Here is a 15697-nt window from a genome sequence, read left to right as displayed (position 1 = left end):
GTTCAGGGGTTGCTGGCGACGTCGGGCTTGGTGGGGACGCGGATGTGGAAGGTGGTGCCGGGGCCGTTGTGGTTGGCCAGGCCGATGGTGCCGCCGTGCCGTTCGATGATGGCGCGGGTGATGACCAGGCCGAGGCCGGTGCCGGGGATGCGTCGGTCGAGGGCGGTGGACGCGCGGTAGAAGCGGCGGAACAGGTGGGGCCGGTCGGCGGGGGGAATGCCGATGCCGGTGTCGGTGAAGGTCCAGGTGATCCATGCCTCGTCGGGGTCGGCGGCGGCGGTGATGGTGATGGCTCCGCCGGCCGGGGTGTACTTGACCGCGTTGGACAGCAGGTTGTCGGCGACCTGTTGCAACCGGCTGCTGTCCGCGTACAGGTCCAGGCGTGCCGGGGTGTCGATGGTGACGGTGAGGGCCTTTTCGGCGCTTTGCGCGGCGATGGCGGCGACGGCGTGCTCGACGATGGCGACCAGGTCGCTCGGGGCCGGGTCGATGGCCAGGTGACCGGACTCGAGCCGGGCCAGATCCAGCAGGTCGTCGACCAGGACCGACAGGCGTCCGGCGCCGCGCAGGATGGTGTGCACGTACTGGCGCTGATCGGCGTCGAGCAGCCCGTCGAGTTCCTCTTCCAGCAGCGAGGCGGTCGAGGTGATCACCGCGAGTGGGTTGCGCAGCTCGTGGGTGACCAGGGCCAGGAACTCGTCCTTGGTGCGGGCCAGTTCGATGGTGAGTTCCTCGGCACGGCGACGTTCCAGGTACTGGCCGACCTGCGCGGCGACGCCGACCAGCAGGGTGGTCAGGGAGTCTTCGGGATCTTCGATGCGGTCGCCGTAGACGCACAGCGCACCGATGCTGCGGGCGCCGGTGTTGATGGGTACGCCGACGGCGACGTGCAGGCCGATCCGGGCCGCGGCGCGGCTGCGCAGCGACGCGGTGTCCGCGGCCAGGTCAGGAATCCACAGCGGGTGGCCTTGCTGGTAGACGCGGCCGGCCAGTCCGACGCCGGGTTCCAGCTCGTCGAGGGCGAAACGGCCCAGCCGACGTCCGGGTGCGGCGTGCCGGGCGGAGCAGAGCAGCACATCGCGGTCGTCGTCGGCCAGCCACAGTTCGGTGACCGGCCAGCTCATCGTCACCCCGAGGGCATCGACAACCCGGGTGGCGGCGGTGTGGCTGGACGCGGCCTCGGCCAGGCCGCGCGAGACGGTGGCTTCCACCTCGGCGAAGCGGCTGATGCGCCAGGTGGTGGTGACGTCGTGGCCGAAGGCGTGAAAGACCGGGCCGGTGGAGCCTTCGGTGGCGGTCAGGGTCAGCTCGATCGGGAACTCGTGCCCGTCGGCGTGTAACGCCTGCAGGTGCAGCCGCTGCCCGAGCACCCGGGCTGGTTCGCCGGCGCCGAGGCGGGCGAGTCCGGCCCGGTGGGCCGCCCGGTACCGGTCCGGGATGATCAGGTCGGCGAGGTCGCGGCCACAGGCGTGAGCGTGGTCGTGGCCGAACGTGGTCTGGGCGGCCGGGTTCCAGGCGACGATCCGGCCGGTGGCGTCGACCGCGATGTACGCGTCGGGCGCGACGGCGAGCACTGCCTGCGGCTGCTGAATTTCACAGCCGCAGCCCACCGGCGTCGAATCTGACATGTTTCCCCCGTGGCGTAGCGCCGCCTCGTAGCAACCCGGGGGGTGTGGCGGACAGCGCTGACGCCAGGCCAGCCTAGCGCCGTTTTATCCCGATGTCCGTCGATTCACCCGGTGAACAAAGGGGTCCGCCGCGACGCTGCCGATGGAGGCTCCGGTCACCGATCGGATGTGCTGGCTCGGAGGGGGTCGGCGCCGGCGGTGGTGGAGCGGGTGTCGCCATGACCGCCGTACCAGTCCAGGACCAGCAGGCACGCGTCGTCGGGCAGGGCGGGGCCGGCCACGTCGAGGACGAGGTCGCCGAGCACGCGGACGACCTCTCGCGGATGGAGCCGGCTCAGGTCCTGCAGTCGTGTGGGCAGATCGATCGCGGCAGCGCCCCGCTCCAGCATGCCGTCGGTGATCAGCACCAGGCGATCGCCGGGCGACAGCTGCAGCCTGCTCGCCTGGTACGGCTTGTGGCGTAGCACCCCGAAGGGCCGGTTGACCGACAGCGCCACGTTCTCGACGCGCCCGTCGCGGATCAGCAGCGGCGCGGGGTGCCCGGCGTTGACGACATCGAGAACGCCGGAGGACAGGCTGAGGCGGCCGAGAAGCCCCGTGGCGAACAGCGACCCGGCCGGCGTGTTGTCGAGGACGGCCTGGTTCGCAGCTTGTGCCTGTTCGAGCAGGGTCGCGCCGCGCCGGCGGGCGTTGCGCAGCCCGCCGACGCACAGGGTCGCCGTGATCGCGCTGTCGACACCGTGGCCCACGGCGTCGGTGATGCTCAGATGCAGCAGGTCACGGGCGAGGCTGTAGTCGAAGGTGTCCCCGCCGATGCTGGCGGCCGGCTCCAGCCATGCCGACAGGGTGAACGAGTCGGCTTCACAGGTGAAGGCCTCGGGTAACAGCCGTCGTTGGATTTCCGCGGCGAGAGTGAACGGGGTGGTTCGCTGACCCCATTCGAACAGGTCGGTGTGCCGTCGGTTGGCGATGACCACGAACGCCAGGGTGTGCGCGGCTCGGGACACCTGCCGCACCGTTGTCTCGTCCGGGGCGGACGGCAGCGCGATCTCCAGCAGGCCGATGGCTTCCCCGCGCTGGGTGACCGGGGCGCGCACCACGAACCGGTCGCCGGCCGGCTCGACCAGGACCTGTTGCGTACGCAGCGCCTGCTCCTGGGGGCCGCCGTCGAACGGCAGCACCAGCGCGACGTCCTGATCCTGTCGGCGGGCGGCGGGAACCCTTCCGGCCGTGGTGTGGACCAGACGTACCAGAGCGCGGCCACTCATGTCCGCGACGAGGAACGACACCCACAGCGCATTCAGGTTCGTCCCGATGGTGCGGGTCACCGCTTCCACCGCGTCGACGGGGGCCGCCTTCTCCACCGCGAGCAGGACGTCATTGAGGTCGGCACCGCTCGTGGGGCTCTCGGTCACGGTGGGCAGCATATGCGCGATCGAACACGGCACACGCCACGAGCAAGCTCGCGGCGCGTCCAATGCTGGTGATCGGACTGACCCATCAGGGGGTCATTGTCGGCATTTGTACGGCCATTCGCTGGCACGACGCGGTCCAGCCGCTGAGGAAAGGCTCGCGAACCGGCTGTCCCAGGCGACGCCATGATCGTGGCACAGACGGCGCCCGCGACCACCCTGGACATCCAGAACATGTCTACCACCTGCCAGGACCTGCCCGACCACCGGACCGCGACGCAGGTGCTGCACGACGCGGCCCGCACCTCGCGGCTGGCCCCGGTCCTCGGGTGGGAGGTCACCGCGGGCTCACCCTGCACCCGCTGGCCGGCCCGGGCGCCGACGCCACCGCACAAGCTGCACGCCCCGGGCGCCCCGCCGGTGCTCGTCGTCGGGATCACCCACGACACCGCCGGGCCGTACCGATGGAGCCGGGAACTCACCGCCCAGCTGGGCGACGCCCGCCTGCTGACCCTCGACGGGACCGGCCATGGCGCCTACCTGCTCAGCCGGTGCGTCCGCGACGAGACGAACGGCTTCCTGGCTGACGGCGGCCTGCCGTCCCCGGGAACGGTCTGCCGCGACTGAGAGGTCCGGATGCCCGCCCCGGCCGGCGTGGGTGCACGGCTGGAACTCCTCTGCGGGGAGGCCTTACGTAGTCCTTACGACCGGCGCCGGACTTCAACCGGCAATGCCGCAGTGCCGTACCGGATGACGGAAGGCACCGTTCGTTCGTCGGAGGTAGGGCAGACATGCGTAGGAGAACTGGTATCGCCGTGGCCGTGGGCCTGTTGCTGACGGCTGGCGGCGTGTCCACGGGAATCGCCTCGGCGCATGAGAACCCAGCCGGCAAACGATCCGAGGCGAGCAAGGGCGGCGCGGCGACGAGGCACGGTGGGATGGTCTTCGTCCAGTCGAACGACCCGGAACACAACTCGATCCTGGCCTTCCGGCGCGCGGCGGACGGCAAGCTGACGGCCGCCGACGCGTACCCGACCGGCGGCCGCGGCGGCGCCCAGAAGGACAACCCGTTCGACCCCCTCGCATCCCAGGAATCCCTCGTCTTCGACCGCCGGCACAACATCATGATCGCGGTGAACGCCGGCAGCAACTCGGTCACCACCTTTCGAGTACGAGACGGCAAGCTCACCCACCCGCGCACGGTGAAGTCCGGTGGCGACTTCCCGGTGAGCATTGCCGTCTTCGGCCGGACGGTATACGTCCTCAACGCCGGCGGCGCCACCAACGTGACCGGCTTCCGGCTGAGCCGCGACGGCCTGCACCCGCTCGCCGGCTCGACCCGGAAGCTGGGCATCACCAACGCCGCCGTGCCACTGTTCACCGACTCCCCGCCGCAGGTCGGCTTCAGCCCAGACGGCCGGCACCTGCTGGTCACCACGAAGAGCAAGAACACCATCGAGGTCTTCGCGACGGCCCACGACGGCCGGCTCTCCGCCAAGCCGGTGACCACCACGTCGACCGGGGACGTACCTTTCTCCTTCGTCTTCGACCAGGCCGGCCACCTGCTCGTCACCGAGGCCGCGAAGTCCGGGGTCACCTCGTACACGCTTCGCAAGGACGGCACCCTCGACGTCATCACGCCGTCGGTGGAGTCGGGCCAGCAGGTGCTGTGCTGGATCGCCCGGGCCGGGAAATTCTTCTACGGCACCAATCCGGGCAGCTCGACCATCAGCCTCTACACGGTCGACGACAAGGGGAAGGTCGCCATCGGCGGTAAGGACGGCGTGATCGCCGCAGCGGGCGGCCCGGAGGCGGTGGCGGAGGTGGCCGCCGCGGCCGCGGCCGCCGAGCAGGACCCGGACGCCGAACCGGCCGGCGCCCCGGGTGCGGGTCCGATCGACCTGGCTGCCACGGCTGACGGCACGTTGCTGTACGTGCAGAACACCCTCGCGGGAACCATCGAGGGGTTCCGGGTCGGCCCGAACGGCGAGCTCAATCTGGTGGAAACCGAGAACAAGGGCCTCCCCGTTTTCGCTGACGGGTCCGGCATGGAGGGCCTGGTCGTCTGGTAGCCGGCGAAAAGCAGGAGAGGTACGCGTGCGGACCCGGCCCCCGCACCACGTCCCCACGCGCACCTCGCCGAATCTGCACCCCGGGGCGGCCATCGATGCGGTGGCCGCCTCGGGATGTTCGCTGTCTACGACAGCCGAGGCTCCTGCTGTGTTCCTGGCGGAATCCGAGGTGGCACAACCGATCGGCAGTTCATGGTGGAAGGTCGGTGGCCCAGATTCTTACCGACTGCTTACACGGATACCTCAGACCCGTCTGCTGCTTCGATCCGCTCGTACTTGCGAGTGGCGACTTCCCGATGGAGCCGTCCCGACACACCAAAAGGCTTCGAGGAGTGAAAGCGTGCGAACCACACCACGCCGACAACGGCGGATGCACACCAGCCCTGTACGGATCGCGATGGCGGTGGCGGTTGTCGCCGCATCCGGCGTACTCATCGCGACTTTCGTCTCCAGCGGCGGCAACGGCACCGCGGACGCGGCCACCGAACTGAACCAGTTCGTCGCCATCCAGAAGGTCCGGCCCAACGTGACGAACCCCGTACCCGGCGCAGGAGCGTCGACCGGCTCCTTCACTGTGGACTGCGGCACCAACGGCAACGGCAAGTTCAGCCCGGACAACCCGGTCGCGCAGCCCGGCATCAAGAACGGCGCCGAGCACGTCCATGACTTCGTCGGGAACCTCGCCATCACCGCGAACTCGTCGAACGCCGATCTGGACGCGTCCGGGACCACCTGCCGGAACGGGGACAAGTCCTCGTACTTCTGGCCGGTCGTGCGCATCGACAAGACCGTCCGGTCCGGGGCCGAGACCCAGCGCGCCCTGGCCGCGACGACCCCGATGGTGACGTGCCCCAGCGTCCGGAACCGGCTGCCCGCCGTACCCGCGGGGGCCAAGACCGCCGTCGACAACCGGCTGGCCGCGCTCGACCGCGGGTACGCCGCGGCCAACGAGCGGATGGCGGCGGGTAAGGGTCGCATCGACGCCCGGCTCAACGCGTCTGTCCTGGCCGACCTGCGAGAACAGCGAGCCAAGTCGATCAAGGGGATCAGCGACAGCATCGCCGCGGCCGGTGGCGGCCGTACCTCCGTCATGGTCTCGCTCGTGGAATGCGACACCAACTACGACGGTATGCACGCCGTCATGCGCCACACCGCCGCAAGCGTCAAAGCCGGCCTGGCCGCCAACCAGCAGGTCCAATGCCCGACCGTACGCGACAAGCTGCCCGGCGTACCCGCCCAAGCTCTCGATGAGGTCAACCGCAACCTCGCCGAGCTGGACCGGCAGATCTCCGAGGCCAACGAAAGGCTTGTCACGACCCGCGGACAGGGCGGGAAGAACTTCGTCGACAACGCCATCCTGGGACCGCTGAAGGCCAAGCGGACCGCCGTCCTCGACCGCATCGGCATCGCCATCTCCCGCCGCGCCGCCCGCCCGCAGGGCCTCGGGGCGCTGGCCGGCTGCACCGTGACCGACCCGGCACCGAACGGTCAGGGCAACCAGGGGAACCAGAACGGCGGAGCGGCCGTACCCAGCGCCCCCGCCGCGCTGCCCGACCCGCAGGGCCCGAACCTCGAGCTGCCGAACAACACCGGCGGCATCGTCCGCCCCGCGGCCGTCCTGATCGAGTACCGCGGCAACGCCACCACCAAGGTGGTCCCGATGCCGAAGTTCCTGCGGGCGCTCACCGGTGACGCCAAGCCGACCAGTCGCGGCCCGGCCAACGCCCGCGCCACCTGGACCTGCTCCGGCTTCACCGACCGCCTCTCCGACAAGTACCCGGTCTGCCCGGACGGCAGCCAGGTCCAGCGCGTGCAGGACTTCCCCGGCTGCTGGGACGGCAAGAACATCGACAGCACCAACCACCGCGACCACGTGGCCTTCGCTGATGCCGGCACCGGCGCCTGCAAGCAGGGCTTCGTCGCCATCCCGCAGCTACGCATCACCCTCTCCTACGACATCCCCCGCGACGTACAGACCAGGGGTCAATTTGCCCTGGACTCCTTCCCCGAGGAGGACCACAACCCCTTCTCCGACCACAACGACTTCATCAACGTGAACTCCGCCCGGACCATGCAGAAGATCGCCACCTGCATCAACAAGGGCAAGACCTGCCGTTGACCGAATGGAGCGGAGCAGAGCGGCACCCCGACGGCCTCACCGAGGTGCATCGGACCTCGGGGGCCGCCTGCCTCGACCCTGACCTAGAGCCGGATCGGGCGCCGCTGTCGCCGCCAGCTGATCTTGGCTTTTCTTTCCTAGGATGCTTTACGCGTTGTGCCTGCGCTCACGGAAGACGTGTACGAGCTTGATCCCCAGCGAGCGCCCGCTTTTCGGTCAGGCCGCCGGGTGTTGCCAGACCTCGATGTCGGTGGTCTGGCAGACGCCGGTCCAGGTGACGTAGGCACCCGCGGACCTGTTGTCCTGCATGCAGCCGGTCGTCCAGTCGAGCTGGTGGAAGCGTCCGTCGCTGGTGTAATTCCAGTGCTCGCCCCACTTGTCGGCGCAGGTGGTGACGAAGACCGCGTTGGTGTTGGCGGTGGCGGCGCAGTAGTTGGTACCGGTGTTGTGGATCAGGTGGTCGGTCTCCGAGTACGTCCACTGCTGGGTTTTCGAGCCGGTGCATGTCGCCGTCACGGCGAGCGTGGCGTTGCCTGGATTGAGCGAGCCCGGCCAGTCGAGACACAGCCCGGTTCCCGCGTTGCGCAGTGTCCCTCGCAGGTCGGCCGCCGCGCTGGCCTGAGCCGGCGCCGCCGCGGTGAGTCCCGCGACGACGGTCATCGCGCCGGCCGCGACCAGCGAGGCGATCTTTCCTCGTGATGGCATTTGTTGTCTTTCTCCCGAAGTCGGTGTGGAGCCTGTGGAGTCCACATCATGGGCGACAGATCTCAGCAGAGTCTCAGACGCAGCCGGTCGACGATGCTGTGCCGAACCTTGCCGTCCGCGACGGACAGATGTGTTGACCGCTCATGAGTGCAGGTGGGCAGCGAGCCACGTTGCGACGGCGGTGAGCAGAGCCGGGTCGGTGGGCATGCGCAGCAGCCGCGGGTAGGCGAGCGGGGACGGGCGGCGGGTGTCTTTGCGCAACAGGTGGGTCAGCCCGGGGATCCGGCGGGTATCGGCGTGTGGCACCAGGCGGGCTATCACCTCGAGGTCGCCGGGGTCGACTTGCAGGTCGCTGTCGCCGGTGATGGCGAGCAGCGGCACCCGGATGGCACCGAGATCGGGGCGGGGGTCGTGGGCGAGCTGTTCGCGGAACCAGCGGGCATTGAGCCGCGTTGGGCCGACGCGAAGGGCGTCTGTCGTGGATTCGGAGATGCGTTCGATCTGGCGGTGGGCGAACGGGCCCAGCGCGGAGGCTATGGCGCGTAGCGGTGCTGGGAGGTGGCCGACCATGCTGGCTGCCTGCCAGCGCAGGATGTCACGGCCGGGCCGGGCGTAACCGGCCAGCAGGACAGCAGCGGCGGGGTTGTGGTGGGCGGCCAGGGTAGCGGCGTGGATGGCGCCTTCGCTGTGGCCGACCACGGCGACCGCATCGATACCCGGGTGGGCGTGAAGAGCGTGCAGGGCAGCGGCGGCATCGAGGCGATTCTGGTGGAAACCGACTTGATACCAGTCACCAGGGGTGTTCGCGGCGCCGCGACGGTCATAGCGGTAGGAGGCGATGTTGTGCTCAGCGAGTGCGGCGGCGAGCGCGGGGCCGAGACCAGGGCGGAGGCGGCCGGCATTGGAGTCACGGTCGACGCGCCCGGAGCCGGGTAGGAAGAGCACCGCCGGATGCGGTCCGGGCGTACCCGGCAACGTCAGCGTGCCGGCCAGCCCCACGCCATCGTCAGCGGTGACTGTCAGTGGGTGGTCGGTCGATGCGTGCGTTCGGGTCCGGTCTGTCATGCCGTACTCCCCACATTGTCATCGGAAAAGACCGGCCAGACGTCAGTGCGGTCTGCTACGGCCGGTGCTTGGTGGATGTCGAAATGTCGTGGTTCGCGAGCATCGACGGGCCTGACTCTAGGGCCGGTCGTCCGGCGATCCATCCCTCCTCAGGGGACAATCGCGGTAGCTCTGCCGAGGGATGGCAAGGGGCAATCACCGCGCTGCTTATGCGGTCCGGGACCCGAGGCCGTCGCCCAGGGTCGACCGGGCTGCCAGCCGATCGGTCAGCAGGCCGGCCATGGCGCGCACGCCGTGGCCGATCGCCCGCTCGTCGGCGGCGAAGTCGGGGGCGTGCGGCGCGCCGTTCATCCCGCTCTCGGCGTCCGCGACGCCGAGGTAGAACATCGCGCCCGGCGCCTCGTTGAGGAACAGTGCGAAATCCTCACAGTTGAACGGCCAGGACGCCCGCGCCCACAAGACCGAATCCGGCCCCAGCAACGTGCTCAAGTATTGGCCAGCCGCCGTGCTGGGCTCCGCCGGGTTCACCATGGCGGGAAAGGGATCGACGGGGAACTCCACGCGCCCCCCGGCGGCCGCCGCGAGCTGCTTGATCCGCGCGCGTAGCTCCGGGAGCCGCTCCTGCGGCCAGACCCGCAGCAGAACGTTGACGGCCGGATGCCCATCGGACGTGTGCTCGGACCAGTGGGCGACGGACACGGATTCCTGGATCGTCGCGGCGATCTCCGGCGCCACCAACGCGTGGAAGCGCGCGTGGTAGTCCTCGATGCTCCGGGGGAACTCGACGGTGCTGAGCCCCGCCACCTCGGCCGTGACGGCGGCGGCGACCGAGTCGTCACCGCCCGGCAGCACGATCCGGACGTGGTCGAGCCCGGGCAGGCCGTACCCCGGAGAGACCGCGATGGTGCCGGCGGGGAACGGGCTGCAGTGAACCGCATAGATCTCGCGCGGCGCGAGGCGTTGCACCACGCCGGTCTCGAGCATCGCGCGTGCGCCCTGCAGCGGCTCCTCGGCCGGCTGGAAGACGAACACCAACCGGCCCCTCACCGGCTCGGAACCCTGAGCCAGCGCCCGGGCGACGCCGACCCCGATCGCGGTGTGCAGGTCGTGCCCGCACAGGTGCTCGACGCCGGGGACGCGAGAGGCGAAGCCTTCGTCGAAGACCCGGCCCGATCGCTGGATAGGCAGCACGTTCGTTCGCGCGTCGACGGCGTCCATGTCGGCCCGGTACGCCAGCGTCGGCCCGTCCGCGGAACCGTCGAGCACCGCGACGACGCCGTGTCCGCCGACGCCGGTCGTCACCTCGAGTCCTGCTGCGCGCAGCTGGTCCGCGACCAGCCCGGCCGTCTTGCGCTCCTCACCGGCCAGTTCGGGGTGACGGTGGATCTCCCGGCGAAGCTCGATCAGTTCATCGTCAAGATGCGTCACCGGCAGATCATGTACACGCCCGTCGATTCTTCACACCACAAATTCGGGCGCCGGGTCGAGAGGGTGATGGTCCGCACGGCGCGACTTCCGGCGTCATCCGGTCTTGAGGGCCGCCCCCGACATCAGGGCTGCCTCAGGTAGACGATGCCGGGACGCGGCGCGGAAGCGCGGTCAGTCCGGCGCGCCGAGGACGGCGGCGACGCCGTCCACGAACCACCGCTCGAACCGCTCGACCGGCCACCCACGCTCGCGTACCAGCCAGTCGTAGTTGCGGACATCCTGCGCGAGCCACAGCACGTCGGCGGCCCGTTCCTGACTCACCTGGACCTCGCCGGTGGCCGCCAGATCGGCGGCGAACATCGCCATGCCGCGGCGCCTGTCCTCGATGTTCTTGCGCCAGATCGCCGCAGCGTCGGCATCGGCGGTCGCCGCACTGGCCAGCGCGAGTATCACGTGCACCTGTCGCGCGTGGGTCTCGGCGAGATGCCGGGCGTACCGGGTGAGCTTCGTCCGCAGGCCGACCAGGCCCCGGATGTCGGTGACGAACGACCGTTCCGCCATCGCCATCCTCTCGTCGTCGCCGACCAGAGTGACATCGACGAGATCCGAGAGCAGCTGGCGCTTGCTGCCGAACACCGCGTACACGGTCTGCACGGCAACGCCGGCCTCAGCGGCGACGGCGGTCAGCGGTGTCGCCGCGTAACCCGGGTCCACGAACAGTTTGGCTGCCGCGTCGAGGATCGCCCTCCGGGTCTGCCGGGCCTGCTCCTCGCGGCGGGGCGAGACGTAGCGCCGGTTGACAGTCACCCGGATAGTGTAGTGCACTATTCGATAGAGCCTAACTCTATCGACTCGACATCAGGGGACAGCCATGCCGTACGGCGTCGTGCAAGACATGCCCGCAGTCAGCGAGCGGGAATACCGGCAGGTCGAGAAACACCTCGGCCCGGACCGGCCGCCGGGCCTGCTGGCCCACGTGGCCGGCCCGTCCGACGAGGGCTGGCGGATCATCAACATCTGGGTCGACGAGGCCGCGTTTCGCAGCTTCCAATCCGAACGCCTGGTCCGGGCCGCCGGCCTGGCCGCCCAGGAGGACGGCTTCGACCCGGCAAAGGCCGCCGCCTTCCGGTCGGCGAGCGTCGACGGCACCGAGATGCCGTTCTGATGATCGACACCACCACGCTGCGCGTCCGCAACGCCGACTTCTGGGCCCAGACGGCGCCGGGGTGGGCCCGTCAAGCCGACCGGCACGACGAGATCGGCCGACCGCTGGGCGCCGTGGCACTCGAGCAGCTGCGACCCCAGCCCGGTGAACGGGTGCTGGATGTCGGCTGCGGTTGTGGCGGCACCACCGCCCAGATCGCGCGGGCCGTCGGCCCTTCGGGCAGCGCGGTCGGCCTCGATCTCGCCGAGGCCATGGTGGCGACGGCGCGGAGCCGGTTCGCTGTGCCAGGCGGCGCAGGACCGCAATTCGTCACCGGCGACATCGAGACGATTGATGCCGTGCCTGGGGCGCCGTTCGACGCCGTCTACTCCCGCATGACGTTGATGCTGCTCGCCGACCCCGTCGCCGGCCTGACCACAATCCGGCGGTCCATGCGTGCCGGCGGCCGGATGGCCGCGACAGTGTTCCGCGACGGCCGGGCGAACCCCTGGCTGCCGAGCGCGCTGCTCGGTGCGGCGGCACATCTGGGACCGTTGCCGCCGTTGCCGATCGGCGACGACCCCGGCCCCTTCGCATTCGCCGACGCGGCCCGCATGACTGGGCTTCTCACCGCCGCCGGCTTCACCGACATCGACATCCACCCGCACGACGTCACGCTCGACGCCCCGGACGACCCGGAAGCGGTCGCCGAATGGCTCATCGAGATCAGCCCCGCCAGCAACGCCTATCGGGACGCCGAACCCACCACCCAGGCGCGTGCCCGCGCCGGCGTGGCCCGCCTGCTCGAACGGTTCCGTACCGCCGGCGCCGGCTACCGGCTGCCGACCGGACTTTGGTTGATCACCGCTCACTCGGACAGGACCAGCACGCGATGACCTCTCACCGGCGCCTCGCAGCGTTCGTCACCATGATCATCAGTACCGCCGCGCTGTCCGGCTGCACGTCAGCCGACACCGACCCGCCGTCCACCGATGCGCCCACCTCGGGCGGCGACCGAGCAACCAGGGCGAACCGCGAGCCTCTCGCGGCGACGGGCGGCTCCTACTCAGCGACGGAGGTCTGCGCCTACCTGAAGGGCGAGATCCCGGCGCTGAAGGAGGTCGGCAGCCCGGTCGGGCGGCACGCTAACCTGGCCGGTAAACTGGCCACCTTCTTCGAATCCCACGGCAAGCCGGAGAACAGCGCCGTACTGGACGCGGCGACCAAGACGGAATGCCCGGCGGTGCGTACCGAGGTGCTGACATTGATCGAAGTGGACAGCTTCAGCTCGTTCTAGTCGGGACGGCGCGCGGACACATCCGCACGAGACGGGCCGTAGGAGCTTCCGTAGCCGCAGCCGCCGTGCTGATCGTGGATCACCGGCCCGGGGTCGACGCGATGCCGATCTCAGTCGCGATCACCGTCGCCGCCGTTGAAGAGGTCGACGAGCCCCTGGGGTGCGCCGGCGCCGAAGATCAGCTCGATGGTCTCGCGTGCCGCGATGGCTTCGGACTCGCTGCGCCGGAACATGATTTCCTCGTATGCGGCGAGGGCGGTCTCGGGATCGCTGGGGTGCGCGGCAATCGCCTGTCCGAGCTCGGCCCCGTCAAGCATCGCGAGGTTGGCGCCTTCCCCGCCGGGCAGGGTCACGTGCGCGGCGTCGCCGAGGAGCGTGACGCCGGGAATGCGGTCCCACCGGTGCCGGTCGGGGAGCCGGTGGATGCTGCGCAGGACCGGCCCGGTCTCGCCGTCGGTGATCAAGGAGACGAGTTCCGGCGCCCAGCTCTTGAACTCAGCGGCGATGCGCTTCCTCGCGGCGTCGGCGTCGGCGAAGTCGATCCCGGCGAACCATTCGACCGGGCGGTTCAAGACGATGTAGGTGTGGATGACGTCGCCGGCTTCACGATGCGCGAGGAATCCACGGCCGGGTTTGAGGGCGTACATCGCCCCGTTGCCGACCGCCTTGGCCGCCCCGGGATGGCGGGCGTCAACGTCGTGCAGGTACGTGTCCACGTAGCTCATGCCCGCGTACACCGGCTGCTCGTCGGACAGCAGCGTCCGGACCTTCGACCAGGTCCCGTCGGCGCCCACGAGCAGACCTGAGACGGCCGTGGAGCCGTCGGCGAATGTGAGTTCATGACGTCCCGCCCCGAGCGGCGTCGCTGACAAATACTTCTTGCCCCACTGCACGGCCCCGGCCGGCAGCGACTCCAGGAGGATGCGCCGGATGTCGCCGCGAAGCGCCTCCGGGCGTGCCATGGAGCCGTCGTCGGGCAGTTCGGCGAGCACCGCGCCGTGCTGGTCCAGGACCCGCTGCGCGCCGCCGCCGCGATGAATGATCGAGCGGTACTCCTCGGTGAGCCCGGCGACGGCGAGGGCGAGTTGGCCGTTCTGCTCGTGCAGGTCGAGCTGTCCGCCCTGGGTGCGGGCATCAGCGGACGCGTCGGCGTCGTAGACGGTGACGGGTACGCCGTTGAGGTGCAGGACCCGCGCCAGAGTGAGTCCGCCGAGACCCGCGCCGATGACGGTGACCGGAGTGGTCATGCGCTTCCTCCCGTGGATGGTTGGACCGTTGGTCCACTCCCTCCACTATTGGACCGCCGGTCCAACGCTGTCAAGATGCATCCATGACTTCTTCGGCACAGTCGAGCCCCCGGCGCCGGGATGCCCTCTCCCGGCAGCGCATCGTCGAGGCGGCGATCCAGATCCTCGACGCCGAGGGCGAGGGCGGCCTGACGGTCCGGGCCGTCACGGCTCATCTCTCCACCGGCCGGGGCGCGATCTATCACCACGTCACGAACAAGGACGAACTTCTGACCGCTGCGGCGGACGGTGTGATCAGCCCGCTGACGGCGGCAGCGGCCGGCGTCGACGACGCGGCTCGGGCGATCCGTGCTCTGGCGTCAGGGATCTTCGACGCGATCGACGCGCACCCATGGGTGGGTACGCAGCTCTCCCGCGACCCGTTCCAGCCCGCGGTCCTGCACATCTGGACGGGTGTCGGCATGCTTCTGCACCGGCTCGGCGCCCGCGGAACGGCCCTGGCCGACGCCGGGTCGGCACTGGTCAACTACGTGCTCGGCGCGGCTGCCCAGTACGCCGCCGGTGCTCGGCGCGTTTCGGACGACGCGGCCCGTCGAGACTTCCTGGAGGCCCTGGCCGCGCGATGGGCGCAGCACGACGGTGGCGCCTTGGTGCAGGAGTCGGCATCGCTGCTTCGTGACCACGACGACCGTGCGCAGTTCCTCGCTGGAGTGGACATTTTTCTCGCCGGCGTCCGGCATCGAGAACGTGGCACGCCGGACGACTGACCGGCGGCGGGGCGTTCCGGATCACCCTGCCGTTGGCGGCGGTCCGAACCTACAGCATGTAGGTTTCAGGGGAGTCGCCGTCCGGGCGGCTGTCCGAGAGAGGTCCATCTGATGCCGTCGTTCCTCGACCCGGAGTGGCTCATCTCGACCTTCGGGCTGATCGGCATCCTGGCCGTCGTCTTCGCCGAGTCCGGTCTGCTGATCGGCTTCTTCCTGCCCGGCGACTCGCTGTTGTTCACCGCCGGCCTGCTGGTCGCCGACGGCACCTATCTGCACCAGCCGCTGTGGCTGATGTGCCTGCTGGTCTCGATCGCCGCGGTCGCCGGTGACCAGTGCGGCTACGTCTTCGGGCGGCGCTTCGGGCCCGCCCTGTTCCGCCGGCCCGATTCGCGGTTCTTCAAGCAGGAGAACCTGACCAAGGCCCGGGAGTTCTTCGCCAAGTACGGCGCCCGCTCGATCGTCCTGGCCCGGTTCGTGCCGATCGTCAGGACCTTCACCCCGATCGTCGCCGGCGCGAGTCGAATGCGCTACCGCACGTTCCTGACCTACAACATGATCGGCGGAACGTTGTGGGGCTGCACCGTGACGACCCTCGGCTACTTCCTCGGGCAGATCGCCTTCGTGAGGTCGAACATCGAGTTCATCCTGATCGGCGTCGTCGTCGTCTCGGTGGTCCCGATCGCCGTCGAGCTGCTGCGAAGCCGGCGTCGGGCGGGTCGTCAGGCCGACTGATCCGGGCGTGTCCCGCGCCGGGCCGTGGCTGTCCAGCCTCGCTCGAAGCTCGGCGATCATGCTGACCCTCTACGGCGAGAA

General features: G+C 69.8%; 15 protein-coding genes. 8 read left to right on the top strand and 7 right to left on the bottom strand.

What is annotated here, in order from left to right; translation table 11 throughout:
* Nucleotides 1-2: 2 nt before the first annotated feature.
* Complete coding sequence (locus AB0M54_RS41890) at nucleotides 3-1628, bottom strand: ATP-binding protein (RefSeq protein ID WP_364477861.1); 1626 nt, start codon at nucleotides 1626-1628, stop codon at nucleotides 3-5.
* Between the two features lie 155 nt (nucleotides 1629-1783).
* Nucleotides 1784-3043, bottom strand: coding sequence for a PP2C family protein-serine/threonine phosphatase (locus tag AB0M54_RS41885; RefSeq protein WP_364477859.1), 1260 nt, complete (start codon nucleotides 3041-3043; stop codon nucleotides 1784-1786).
* Between the two features lie 183 nt (nucleotides 3044-3226).
* Here AB0M54_RS41885 and AB0M54_RS41880 point away from each other — a divergent pair, with 183 nt between their 5' ends.
* The 3 genes from AB0M54_RS41880 (at nucleotide 3227) to AB0M54_RS41870 (ending at nucleotide 7231) form a co-directional block, all read left to right on the top strand.
* The gene (locus AB0M54_RS41880) at nucleotides 3227-3667 is read left to right on the top strand and encodes an alpha/beta hydrolase (protein ID WP_364331463.1); all 441 of its coding nucleotides are present in this window, start codon (nucleotides 3227-3229) and stop codon (nucleotides 3665-3667) included.
* Between the two features lie 164 nt (nucleotides 3668-3831).
* A complete protein-coding gene (locus AB0M54_RS41875; protein WP_364477856.1) occupies nucleotides 3832-5112 on the top strand; it encodes a beta-propeller fold lactonase family protein in 1281 nt (426 codons plus the stop codon).
* A 397-nt stretch (nucleotides 5113-5509) separates the two neighbouring features.
* A complete protein-coding gene (locus AB0M54_RS41870) occupies nucleotides 5510-7231 on the top strand; it encodes a DUF1996 domain-containing protein (RefSeq protein WP_364477853.1) in 1722 nt (573 codons plus the stop codon).
* 216 nt (nucleotides 7232-7447) lie between these two features.
* Here the strand turns inward: AB0M54_RS41870 and AB0M54_RS41865 are convergent, their stop codons facing one another.
* The 4 genes from AB0M54_RS41865 to AB0M54_RS41850 all read right to left on the bottom strand — a co-directional run bounded on the left by AB0M54_RS41865 (nucleotide 7448) and on the right by AB0M54_RS41850 (nucleotide 11236).
* Entirely contained in the window at nucleotides 7448-7936 is a 489-nt protein-coding gene (locus AB0M54_RS41865) for a ricin-type beta-trefoil lectin domain protein (RefSeq protein WP_364331471.1), read from the bottom strand.
* 141 nt (nucleotides 7937-8077) lie between these two features.
* Nucleotides 8078-9001 carry an alpha/beta fold hydrolase gene (locus AB0M54_RS41860; protein ID WP_364477850.1) on the bottom strand — a complete coding sequence of 308 codons (924 nt, stop codon included), beginning with the start codon at nucleotides 8999-9001 and terminating at the stop codon, nucleotides 8078-8080.
* A gap of 207 nt (nucleotides 9002-9208) precedes the next feature.
* Nucleotides 9209-10429: a M20/M25/M40 family metallo-hydrolase gene (locus tag AB0M54_RS41855; protein ID WP_364477847.1), complete on the bottom strand. Its 1221-nt coding sequence runs from the start codon at nucleotides 10427-10429 to the stop codon at nucleotides 9209-9211.
* 171 nt (nucleotides 10430-10600) lie between these two features.
* On the bottom strand, nucleotides 10601-11236 hold the full coding sequence (locus tag AB0M54_RS41850) for a TetR/AcrR family transcriptional regulator (protein ID WP_364477844.1): 636 nt from the start codon (nucleotides 11234-11236) through the stop codon (nucleotides 10601-10603).
* 88 nt (nucleotides 11237-11324) lie between these two features.
* On the opposite strand from AB0M54_RS41850, the gene AB0M54_RS41845 reads away from it, so the two are divergent.
* Genes AB0M54_RS41845 through AB0M54_RS41835 form a run of 3 tightly spaced genes read left to right on the top strand, consistent with a single transcriptional unit; the run spans nucleotide 11325 to nucleotide 12870 of the window.
* Nucleotides 11325-11594 carry a hypothetical protein gene (locus AB0M54_RS41845; RefSeq protein ID WP_364331483.1) on the top strand — a complete coding sequence of 90 codons (270 nt, stop codon included), beginning with the start codon at nucleotides 11325-11327 and terminating at the stop codon, nucleotides 11592-11594.
* Nucleotides 11594-12469 (top strand): methyltransferase domain-containing protein, encoded by an 876-nt coding sequence (locus tag AB0M54_RS41840; protein ID WP_364477841.1) that lies wholly within the window; start codon nucleotides 11594-11596, stop codon nucleotides 12467-12469. Before AB0M54_RS41845 ends, AB0M54_RS41840 begins: the two co-directional genes overlap by 1 nt.
* A gap of 32 nt (nucleotides 12470-12501) precedes the next feature.
* Nucleotides 12502-12870 carry a hypothetical protein gene (locus tag AB0M54_RS41835; RefSeq protein ID WP_364477838.1) on the top strand — a complete coding sequence of 123 codons (369 nt, stop codon included), beginning with the start codon at nucleotides 12502-12504 and terminating at the stop codon, nucleotides 12868-12870.
* A 110-nt stretch (nucleotides 12871-12980) separates the two neighbouring features.
* Here AB0M54_RS41835 and AB0M54_RS41830 read toward each other — a convergent pair whose 3' ends face one another.
* On the bottom strand, nucleotides 12981-14117 hold the full coding sequence (locus AB0M54_RS41830) for an NAD(P)/FAD-dependent oxidoreductase (protein WP_364477836.1): 1137 nt from the start codon (nucleotides 14115-14117) through the stop codon (nucleotides 12981-12983).
* A gap of 83 nt (nucleotides 14118-14200) precedes the next feature.
* Here AB0M54_RS41830 and AB0M54_RS41825 point away from each other — a divergent pair, with 83 nt between their 5' ends.
* Nucleotides 14201-14884, top strand: a complete 684-nt coding sequence (locus AB0M54_RS41825) for a TetR/AcrR family transcriptional regulator (RefSeq protein WP_364477833.1) — start codon at nucleotides 14201-14203, stop codon at nucleotides 14882-14884.
* A gap of 111 nt (nucleotides 14885-14995) precedes the next feature.
* Entirely contained in the window at nucleotides 14996-15616 is a 621-nt protein-coding gene (locus AB0M54_RS41820) for a VTT domain-containing protein (RefSeq protein WP_364331497.1), read from the top strand.
* Nucleotides 15617-15697: the final 81 nt, after the last annotated feature.

Origin of the sequence: Actinoplanes sp. NPDC051470 (assembly GCF_040682035.1) — a bacterium.
Lineage (GTDB): Bacteria > Actinomycetota > Actinomycetes > Mycobacteriales > Micromonosporaceae > Actinoplanes.
Note: the sequence above shows the minus strand (reverse complement) of the source record. Positions and strands in the feature narration are given on the sequence as shown.